We start from the raw sequence: 843 nt of genomic DNA on the forward strand, positions 1-843 counted from the left end.
TGTCCCGCTTCACGAAATCTGGCAGGGCGGTTACTTTGGGCTCCTGACCTGAAGGAGCACGCTGATGGCACGCCCTGTTGTTCTCTCTGTTGAAGACAAGTTCAGGCTCGTCTTCTCAGTCATCTCGGGGGAGATGAGCATCGCCGAGGCCGCCCGCCGGTCGAAGGTCTCGGAGCAGTCGATCGGGAACTGGAAGCGCCAGTTCCTGGAGGGCGGCAAGCAAGGCCTGGCCGACGGCGGCCGCCCCGGCTCGAACCCGCAGGTGCAGCGGCTGGAGGCCGAGGTCGAGGAGCTGAAGGCCGCCCTCGGGGAGGCGCACGTCGAGCTGCGCGTGTGGAAGAAGTCGGCGGAGTATCGCCTGGGGCCTACGAGGCCCTCGAGGTGATCCGCCTCGAATCCAAGATGCCGACCGCCCGGTTCTGCCGGCTGCTCAACGTGCCCGAGCGGTCGTATCGGCGTTGGCAGCAGCGTCAGCGGCAAGGGCGGCCGCCGAAGGGGCCGTGGCCGACCCCGTCGGCCGACCGGATCGAACCCGTTGCTGTTGAGTACGCCGACCGCTGGCCGCAGTGGGGGTCGAGGACGATCGCGACGTTGATGCGGATCGACGGCCACGACGCCCCCGACTCGACGACCTATCGGGCGTTGAAGCGGGCCGGCAGAGTGTTGGAGGTCACGTATCAGGCCGACCGGCGCCGGCACGCCGAGGCGCGGCGGGCGGCGTTCGTGGTGCCGCCCTCCGGGCCGAACCAGGTGTGGCAGCTCGACTTCAGCGAGTTCGAGACCCGGATCGGCGGCCGCTGGCAGATCGGCGGCTGCAGCGACTACTGGTCGAAGTACGAGCTC

At 68.7% G+C, this 843-nt stretch carries 1 protein-coding gene and 1 pseudogene; both read left to right on the plus strand.

Features of this window, described 5'->3' with window-relative positions; translation table 11 throughout:
- The first annotated feature begins 64 nt into the window (after positions 1 to 64).
- Complete coding sequence (locus Gocc_RS15575) at positions 65 to 385, plus strand: transposase (protein ID WP_114797496.1); 321 nt, start codon at positions 65 to 67, stop codon at positions 383 to 385.
- Positions 382 to 843: pseudogene (locus Gocc_RS15580) on the plus strand (transposase); the annotation flags it as partial. The gene Gocc_RS15575 and the pseudogene Gocc_RS15580, both read left to right, overlap by 4 nt.

The organism is Gaiella occulta, from assembly GCF_003351045.1.
GTDB lineage: Bacteria > Actinomycetota > Thermoleophilia > Gaiellales > Gaiellaceae > Gaiella > Gaiella occulta.

Excerpts from the sequence above, each read along its gene's own strand:
- Gocc_RS15575 (WP_114797496.1), top strand. The coding sequence starts at position 65 with ATGGCACGCCCTGTTGTTCTCTCTGTTGAAGACAAGTTCAGGCTCGTC.